The sequence below is a fragment of the Streptomyces sp. DH12 genome (assembly GCF_020873895.1).
Taxonomy (GTDB): domain Bacteria; phylum Actinomycetota; class Actinomycetes; order Streptomycetales; family Streptomycetaceae; genus Streptomyces.
In genome coordinates, this window is the sequence record NZ_JAHWGT010001558.1 from 1 (window position 1) to 399 (window position 399).

The 399-nt window shown below is 73.2% G+C and carries 1 pseudogene; it reads left to right on the forward strand.

Going from position 1 to position 399, the window contains the following annotated elements:
* Positions 1-399, forward strand: a pseudogene (locus LPA54_RS41075) (glycoside hydrolase family 65 protein); the annotation flags it as partial.

Consider the following 399-nt stretch of genomic DNA (forward strand, 5'->3'; position numbering starts at 1 on the left):
TACGAGGGGTACGTCCCGGGCGGGGAACGGCTGCGGGAGTCGCTCTGCACCCTCGGCAACGGCCGCTTCGCCACCCGGGGCGCCGTGCCCGAGAGCCGGGCGGGCCTCCTGCACTACCCGGGCACGTACGCCGCCGGCGTCTACAACCGCCTGGAGTCCACCGTGGCGGGACGCCAGGTGGTGAACGAGGACTTGGTGAACCTGCCCGACTGGCTGCCCCTGCGTCTCCGTCCGCGCTTCGCCGACGGGGCGACGGGCCCCTGGTTCTCCCCGGACACCCGCCGGTTGATCGACCACCGGCACACCCTGGACCTGCACCGGGCCGTGCTCACCCGCACATTCCGCTACCAGGCCCACGGAGCGGGCGTGCTGAAGGTGGAGCAGGTCCGCCTGGTGCAC